The following is a 7,461-nucleotide window of genomic DNA, read 5'->3' as shown; positions in this document are numbered from 1 at the left end:
CCACCATAGATAAAAACGCAAACTGTTTATTTTTACTGCATGTAAGAATAAACAGTTTGCGTTTTTTTGTTATACTGTATTTCCGGCGGTTTATTGTATAGAATTGTGCAATACATAGGGATAGCAGGCGAAGGCACTGACATCGAAAACGTTAAAAACCGCTTATAAAGAGTTGGACATACAACTTGGGAAAAATAATGAAGACGGATTAAAACGAGCCGTGTACGTAGCCGTGCAGGAAAAAAGCCGCTATGTAGCCGAACGTATTGCCCGCACGGAGAGCGCAAGAGCGTGGGCAGACGGTTTCATTGCCCGCTATGAAACCGATGACACCGTTGTGGTGTATCGTTGGGAAGTATCTTCGGCGCATCCCTGTACGGACGTATGCGATATGTATGCTGACGCCGATTTATGGGGATTGGGAAAGGGGATTTATCCGAAAGACCAATGCCCGACACTTCCCGTACATCCGCACTGTTTGTGTTATTTGTCGCTCATATATGAGGGGGAAGTCGACTTAAACGAGCAACAAGACTTGCGGGAAGAAGGCGGCAATCATTGGCTACAAAAGCAAAGCAAGGACGTACAACGGTACCTGTTAGGCGTGCAGGGCGCGAAAGCGTGGGAAGCGGGACGATCGTGGCAAGATGTTTTGCGGAACTACAGCTCTACAGTAATGAAGAGCAGGGTGAAATATTTGCCGATAGATAGAAGTATGTTATACTATAAACAGATGAAATAAGTTGAACCTACGATATCAAATGTTGTTCAAGAAGTAGCAAAAGCAACAGAAACAAAACTCGCAGGTTTTGAATGCCGTATAAAAGATATAGATTCATATCAACGAAAAATCAAAAAACATTTTGATTTGGGCGATGAAAATTACAGGGCAAAAGATATAGTAAGATACACTTATTTGGCTGAGGCTGATAATTTAGTAGATAAAATCAAAGAAATACGGCAAAAGTTGGAAGATAAAGGGTATAAAACTGTAGAAGTAAAAAACTATTGGTTAGATAAAACAAATCCTTATAACGGTATAAATACGATAGTAAGAATACCTACAGGTGAAGAAATAGAAATACAGTATCATACGCCTGAAAGTCTAGAAACAAAAAAACAGCAACATAAAATATACAAAGTACAAAGGAAAATAAAAGATAGTGAAAGTATTGAATATAATAAATTACGAGATAAAATGTATGAGTTGGCAAAAGAACTAGAAATACCGCTTAATATTTCGGAGGATATATTATGAGTTTATATAAATATTTTGAATTAACGGATAATATTAATAAAGGTGTTATTACAAGGATAAACGAGACACATCCATCAAAACAATATAAATATATTCCAAAAGAAAAAAATGGGTATGCTCCGGGATTATGATTGAGTATTTATGGCCTGAAAGTCCTTTACACGAAATGTATAAAGAAATAACTGAAGAAGAAGCAATGAAGCGTATAGCAGAAATGAAATAAAACCACTACGAAAATAGCGTAGTGGTTTTTTAGTGGAGCGGAGATGGCGAAGCGTATCATTGGAGTAGTATGAGTTTGGTCTTTGGCGGACACTTGTTGAAGCCTTGGTGGAGACTTTCTAAATTTTGCGTGCAGACGGATCCGCGTGAGATATTTTAGGAAAGCGTAGGATAAATAGGGAAAAAAACAGCGGGATAACATAACTGGATTTCGTGACAAAACGGCCTAATTAAGGGACAAATCGGTTAGAAAACGGGACAATGCATATTTCCATTCGGGGATGTGCTTTTTTATATCATAAAGGAGGTGAAGGTTGTGCTAAGCGTTACACGAGGAGATAGTGCGATTTTACAGTTGGCATGGGAAGACTAACATGGAGTGCTGTATTTACCGACAGAGGCGGATGGTTGAAGAAGCTATATAGGGATAACCTAAGGCGGTTTATTTTATAAATTTTAATAAAGTCTTGACAGAAATAAATAATATGCTATACTGAATAAGTCTTAATGATACGGGCCTATAGCTCAGCCGGTTAGAGCGCACGCCTGATAAGCGTGAGGTCGGTGGTTCAAGTCCACCTAGGCCCACCAAAAAAAACATCGTCACGGGAAGTGACGATGTTTTTTTTATGCAAAAAAGCTGCCCCGGAATTTGCGATACAGGGCAGCTTCTTTTTATCCCCAAGGAGAAGAAAGGACTTTACTGTTCGGACTTTTTGGAAGTTCGTATACTTTATCTAAAAATATGTGGTAATTACGATCATATTGTTGTAAGGCTTCGTTTATTTTTAGGCGGATTATCGACAACGGAATAATTTCCAGCTCTCCCGGCGGTACATACAGATCGCAAATGACATTTAAGCGCACCATGCCGGCGGTAATGCGCAGATGGTGGGTTTCATAGCGGGGGAATTCCGTTTGAATGATTTCATTGAGACAATGGCGTACGCGGGTAATGATTTGCGGGTTGGTACATAACGGATCCATATGCAGATTAATTTCCATATTATATTTTTCCTGTAATTCATCTTCCAAATTGTCTAATACGGCATGGGCTTCTACCAGATTGGTCGTATCGGGGATTTCTACATGCATGGAAGCGAACATACGCCCGGGACCGTAGTCATGAATACGGATTTCGTGTACGCCGGTTACATAATGGCATGCTCGGGCACAGTCCGTTATTTCTCGTACCAATTGGGGATCCGGCGCTTTTCCCAATAAAATATTGATGACATCTTTGGCAATGGTAAAACCTGTATACATAATGAGCAGGCCGATGAGCAGGCCGGCAACGGCATCTAAAGGAAGGGTTGTGTAGGCCTGTAATAAGGTTGCCAGTAATACGCCGCCGGTGGCGACGGCGTCGGTTATGCTGTCGGCGGCAGTCGCAAGGTTGACGCCTGACCGAATGGTTTTTCCTATATACGTGTTGTAGCTGTACATCCAGAGCTTTACGGCAATGGAAAAGAGGAGAATGAAGACGCCGATATAGGATTGTTCGACATGTATCGGTTGAAAAAATTTATGAAATGACGTTTCACACAGGCTGAAGCCGACAATCAGGATGAGGATGGCAATGGACAATGAGGCCAGATATTCAAAACGTCCGTGCCCGAAGGGATGTTCGGCATCGGCCGGTTTATTACTCAGTTTTGCGCCGAGAATGGAAATCACGGAGGAGCACATGTCGGAAAGATTGTTAAAGGCATCGGATATAATGGCGATGCTTCCGGTATAGGTGCCTATGCCCAGTTTTCCCAGGCACAGCAAGATATTACAAATAATACCCAGTATACCGCCGACAATGCTATAGCGTTCACGAACTTTTTTATCGGTTATTTCCTGATAATTGGGGACAGTATGTTGAATAATGGTTTTTATCATCCGGTTCACCTCATTTTTCAATTCCTATACGTGCGGGGATACCGCGAGTAAAAGGATGTTTTACGGCGGTTATTTGCGAAATATAATCGGCTGCGGCCAGCAGCTCGCGAGAGGGGGTATGCCCTGTCAGTACGATTTCGGTTTGTGGCGGCTTGGTATGGAAAAAGCGGATAATTTCTTTTTCGGGAATAAAGCCTAAGGACATAGCGACTAAGAGTTCATCAAGAACTAAGAGATCCGGCGGCGCTTCGTGACAATGATGAAGCAGACGCCGCCATAATCGGTTTTGCCGGGCCGCGGTTTGGAGACGCTCTGCCGCCGTCATTTGCGAGGTGAATTTACTCGGGCCGCCTGCGCGCCAGACGGTTATTTCCGGGATACGGGAAAAAATAGTTAATTCTCCTGTATTTCCGGCTTTGAGAAATTGTGCAAACCACACTTGTCCGCCACGGCCGGCACAGCGAACGGCTAAGCCGACGGCGGCCGTAGTTTTTCCCTTTCCGTTGCCATAATAAATATGAATAAATCCTGTATCCATAGAGGCCTCCCCGTTTTTTCTTTTAGTATAGCATGGTTGTAAATTCTTGAATAGAAAGAGGAACGGTTCCTATACGGAGACGGCGATTGCGATTTTCGGCGGTTGCGTTTCGGTAACGTATTGGGGACTATACATTGACTGCATGTGTGTTATAATAAACATTATTATGTGAGTTTTCAGGAGGTTTGTACGGTGGAGCGGCGGGTTCGGAAATGGTTACAGGCTTTGCGTCAGGAAGGGTATGAAGCCTATCTTGTGGGCGGCGCCGTACGGGATATGTTGTTACATCGAAAACCGCATGATTATGATATTGTTACGCAAGCGAGACCGGAAGAGATTAAGCAAGTTGCGCAGCGGCACGGATGGAGTTGCACAACGCAACCGGGAGAAGTTTTCGGAATTGTTACGGTGCAGGTGGAAGGTCTTTCATTGGAAACGGCGACGTATCGGAAAGAGGTATATGGAAAGGACAGCCATCGACCGAGCGATATATGGTATGCAACGACCTTGCAGGAAGATATGTTGCGACGTGATTTTACGATAAATGCATTGGCCATGACGGCAGAGGGAAGGATCCTTGATTATGTCGGCGGTCAACGTGATTTAAAAGAAAAAAGGTTAGCTACCGTCGGGGATCCGGTGCGGCGTTTTCGCGAAGATGGGTTGCGGTTATTTCGGGCGTGTCGACTGGTCGGTCAGTTGGGATTTACGCCGGAGGCGTCTCTGGTACAAGCTATGCCGCAGGCGTTGTCCCGCGTTGCCGGTATATCGCTGCAACGGGCGGTGCAAGAAGGGGACCGCTTATTGTTGACTCCCTATGCGGCCGAGGGATTGCAGCTATGGAAGCAAACGGGATTGGCCGCCGCTGCGTGTCGCAGTCGGAAAAACGGGGTAGAAGTGGCGGTTCCTATTTTTCCGGAACTTGTGTATTGGGTTTCGCCGGCTGATTGGCAGCGTACGTTGGCATATATTTCTCATTTGCCTGGTGATTTGACCTTACGATATGCGGCGTTGTTTTACCCTTTTTGCGGTACGTCACTTCCGCCTGCAGCAGGGAATGTGTTTACGGCGGATTCATGGGCCGATATTCCGGCACAAGTATTGCGACGTTGGGGAAAAGCGGCAAAAGAAGTACGGCGGATTTTGTGGTTGGTACAACAGTCGCAAACCGTTCTTTCGTTGCAGTCGATAAGCGAGGAAGTGTGTCGACGGTGGTGGTGTCGCGAAATTCGGCAAGGTGTTTTTAAGCGAAAAGAGCAGCTTTTACAGGCCGTGCAACAAATGTGCGCGATGGTTCGCGTAATGGCGGCGGTACAACACCTTCCTTTTTATGAGCGGCGCGTTGCCGTGGCGACACGGCTGCCGGTGGAAACGAAAGATTTGTTATATTCATCGGCCTTGGTACAGTATTGCGGCAAGGATACGGGGGCTTGTTTGCAATATTTATTACGACAAGTGCAGGAAGGGCGTTTGCATAATACGGCGTCGGTCTTGGAACAAGCGGCAGTACAATGGCGGCAACAGTATACATGAGGAATATACCATGCGCATAGATAATAAAGATACACAAACAGAACAGATTCGCAAACGATCGGCGGGAATTTGGCTTTTATTGGGAGTCGTATTTGTCGCCGTCTTGGTACGAATGGTGGATTTGCAAATTGTAGAAGGCGCAAAAATGACGCAATATATCGATCAACAGGCGGAAACCGATCGGCAGTTGCAATCGCCGCGAGGGACGATTTTTGATCGCAATGGCAGAGTATTGGCAATCAGTGAAATCGCCAAGTCGTTATATGCGGATCCGAATATGCTGCGGCAGGATGTAAAGGATCCTGAGAAACATGTGTCTGTAGAAAAACTTTCTGCAGCATTGGCGCCGTATGTCGGGATGGATGCGAAAGAGGTGCAAGAACGTTTACAGCGGGATACAGGGTTTGTCTGGTTGGCACGTACGATGGATCATACCAAGTATGAAGCGGTGCGGCAAATTATTAAACAATATAAGCTGAGTTCGCTGCGTTTTGTGGATGAGAATCGGCGATATTATCCAAACGGGGACATGGCGGCACAATTGATCGGTTTTGTCGGCGAGAATGATAAAGGCCTGGATGGGGTGGAAATGGTGTTGGACGATGTCATTCGTGGCAGTATACAAACCGTAAAAACTGTTATGGATCCGGATAAGGTACCGATTTTGGATTCGGCGCTTCATAGTATGTTGCCGCATAAAGAGCGATCCGTGCGATTAACCATTGACAGTACGATTCAATTTGTTGCGGAAAAAAGTTTGGACGGCATTATGGCCCGCAATCATCCGGAAGGGGCGGCGATTATTGTCATGGATCCTAAAACCGGAGAGATTTTGGCTATGGCCAGTCGTCCTAATTTTGACCCCAATGATTTCGGTAAAGGCAATGCGGAAGCGTATAAAAATCGTGCCGTAGTGAATCTGTATGAACCGGGTTCCACTTTTAAGCCGATTATGGCTTCGGCGGCAGTGGATTCCGGGGCGTGGGGATTGCAAACCGAATATTTGGATACCGGTGCCATTCAAGTTCGAGATCGTGTGATTCACAACTGGGATAAATCCGGCATGGGAAGGGTTACATTACGAGAAATTTTGAAGTTTTCCATTAATACGGGGATGGTAAATATTGCCTTGCATACAGGCGGTAAAACGTTGACGGCTTATGCGAAACGATTCGGTTTCGGAAAAGAAACGGGAATTGATTTACCCGGAGAAGGAACGGGAATTCTTTTTAATGCGGCCACGATGAGTGATGTGGATACGGCGGTTATGGGGATCGGTCAGGGGATTGCCGTAACGCCTTTGCAAATGGTACAGGCTTTCGGCGCCTTGGCGAACGGCGGGCGAATGATGAAACCCTTTGTTATTAAAGAAATTGATAATCCTGACGGCAGCGTGTATAAAAAAACTACACCCACGTTAGTGTCCACGCCTATTAAGGCGGGAACCGCCGCGGCGATCAGTCGGATTTTATCGGAAGAAATTTCTTCCGGCGGGGGACAAAACGCCAAGATTGCAGGGTATACATTTTGCGGTAAAACCGGAACGGCGCAGCGGCTGAATAAGGCCGGCACCGGATATGCTCCCAACCAACATATCGCCTCCTTTATCGGCTTCGGACCGTTGGAAGATCCGCAATATGTCGTTCTTATTGTGGTCGATAATCCTGTCGGTGTATACTATGGGGCACAAGTGGTGGCGCCGGTGTTCAAAGAGATGATGACGGAAATTGTTCGGTTTAAAGGTGTTAAGCCGTCCCATCCGACAGAGGCGGAGCGGCCGTTTATTCCGGCGGAACCGATAAAAAAACGGGAGATTCCCGCCGTTATCAAAACGGAAAAGGGGATTATATTGCCGTCTTTTACGGGGTGGGATACTCGTGAAGTCAATACTTGGCTTAATCAAGCGGGATTATGCTTTGTCCCGCGCGGGATGGGGAAAGCCGTTTATCAAAATCCCGAAGCGGGCGCTCCGGTTCGTGCGGGCAGTACGGTTATTGTTACATTTACACGTTAGGAGGGAAGG

At 45.7% G+C, this 7,461-nt stretch carries 7 protein-coding genes and 1 tRNA gene; 6 read left to right on the top strand and 2 right to left on the bottom strand.

What is annotated here, in order from left to right; all coding sequences use genetic code 11:
* Positions 1–172: 172 nt before the first annotated feature.
* The 4 genes from HMPREF1039_RS05010 to HMPREF1039_RS05000 all read left to right on the top strand — a co-directional run bounded on the left by HMPREF1039_RS05010 (position 173) and on the right by HMPREF1039_RS05000 (position 2,071).
* A complete protein-coding gene (locus HMPREF1039_RS05010; protein ID WP_007391239.1) occupies positions 173–742 on the top strand; it encodes a hypothetical protein in 570 nt (189 codons plus the stop codon).
* A 126-nt stretch (positions 743–868) separates the two neighbouring features.
* Complete coding sequence (locus HMPREF1039_RS05005) at positions 869–1,258, top strand: hypothetical protein (RefSeq protein ID WP_007391274.1); 390 nt, start codon at positions 869–871, stop codon at positions 1,256–1,258.
* Positions 1,255–1,389 carry a hypothetical protein gene (locus HMPREF1039_RS08475; protein WP_007391260.1) on the top strand — a complete coding sequence of 45 codons (135 nt, stop codon included), beginning with the start codon at positions 1,255–1,257 and terminating at the stop codon, positions 1,387–1,389. Before HMPREF1039_RS05005 ends, HMPREF1039_RS08475 begins: the two co-directional genes overlap by 4 nt.
* 605 nt (positions 1,390–1,994) lie before the next feature.
* Positions 1,995–2,071: transfer RNA gene (locus tag HMPREF1039_RS05000), tRNA-Ile, on the top strand.
* Positions 2,072–2,155: 84 nt separating this feature from the next.
* On the opposite strand, the gene HMPREF1039_RS04995 is transcribed toward HMPREF1039_RS05000, so the two are convergent.
* Complete coding sequence (locus HMPREF1039_RS04995) at positions 2,156–3,367, bottom strand: cation diffusion facilitator family transporter (RefSeq protein WP_007391249.1); 1,212 nt, start codon at positions 3,365–3,367, stop codon at positions 2,156–2,158.
* Between the two features lie 10 nt (positions 3,368–3,377).
* Complete coding sequence (locus HMPREF1039_RS04990; RefSeq protein ID WP_007391281.1) at positions 3,378–3,905, bottom strand: cob(I)yrinic acid a,c-diamide adenosyltransferase; 528 nt, start codon at positions 3,903–3,905, stop codon at positions 3,378–3,380.
* A gap of 192 nt (positions 3,906–4,097) precedes the next feature.
* On the opposite strand from HMPREF1039_RS04990, the gene HMPREF1039_RS04985 reads away from it, so the two are divergent.
* Both HMPREF1039_RS04985 and HMPREF1039_RS04980 read left to right on the top strand, forming a co-directional pair.
* Entirely contained in the window at positions 4,098–5,438 is a 1,341-nt protein-coding gene (locus tag HMPREF1039_RS04985; RefSeq protein WP_007391277.1) for a CCA tRNA nucleotidyltransferase, read from the top strand.
* A gap of 10 nt (positions 5,439–5,448) precedes the next feature.
* Positions 5,449–7,452 carry a penicillin-binding protein gene (locus HMPREF1039_RS04980; RefSeq protein WP_007391272.1) on the top strand — a complete coding sequence of 668 codons (2,004 nt, stop codon included), beginning with the start codon at positions 5,449–5,451 and terminating at the stop codon, positions 7,450–7,452.
* Positions 7,453–7,461 lie beyond the last annotated feature (9 nt).

Source organism: Megasphaera lornae (genome assembly GCF_000214495.1).
GTDB lineage: Bacteria > Bacillota > Negativicutes > Veillonellales > Megasphaeraceae > Megasphaera > Megasphaera lornae.
The sequence above is the reverse complement of the archived record's forward strand: the minus strand, read 5'-3'. Positions and strand labels throughout refer to the sequence as shown.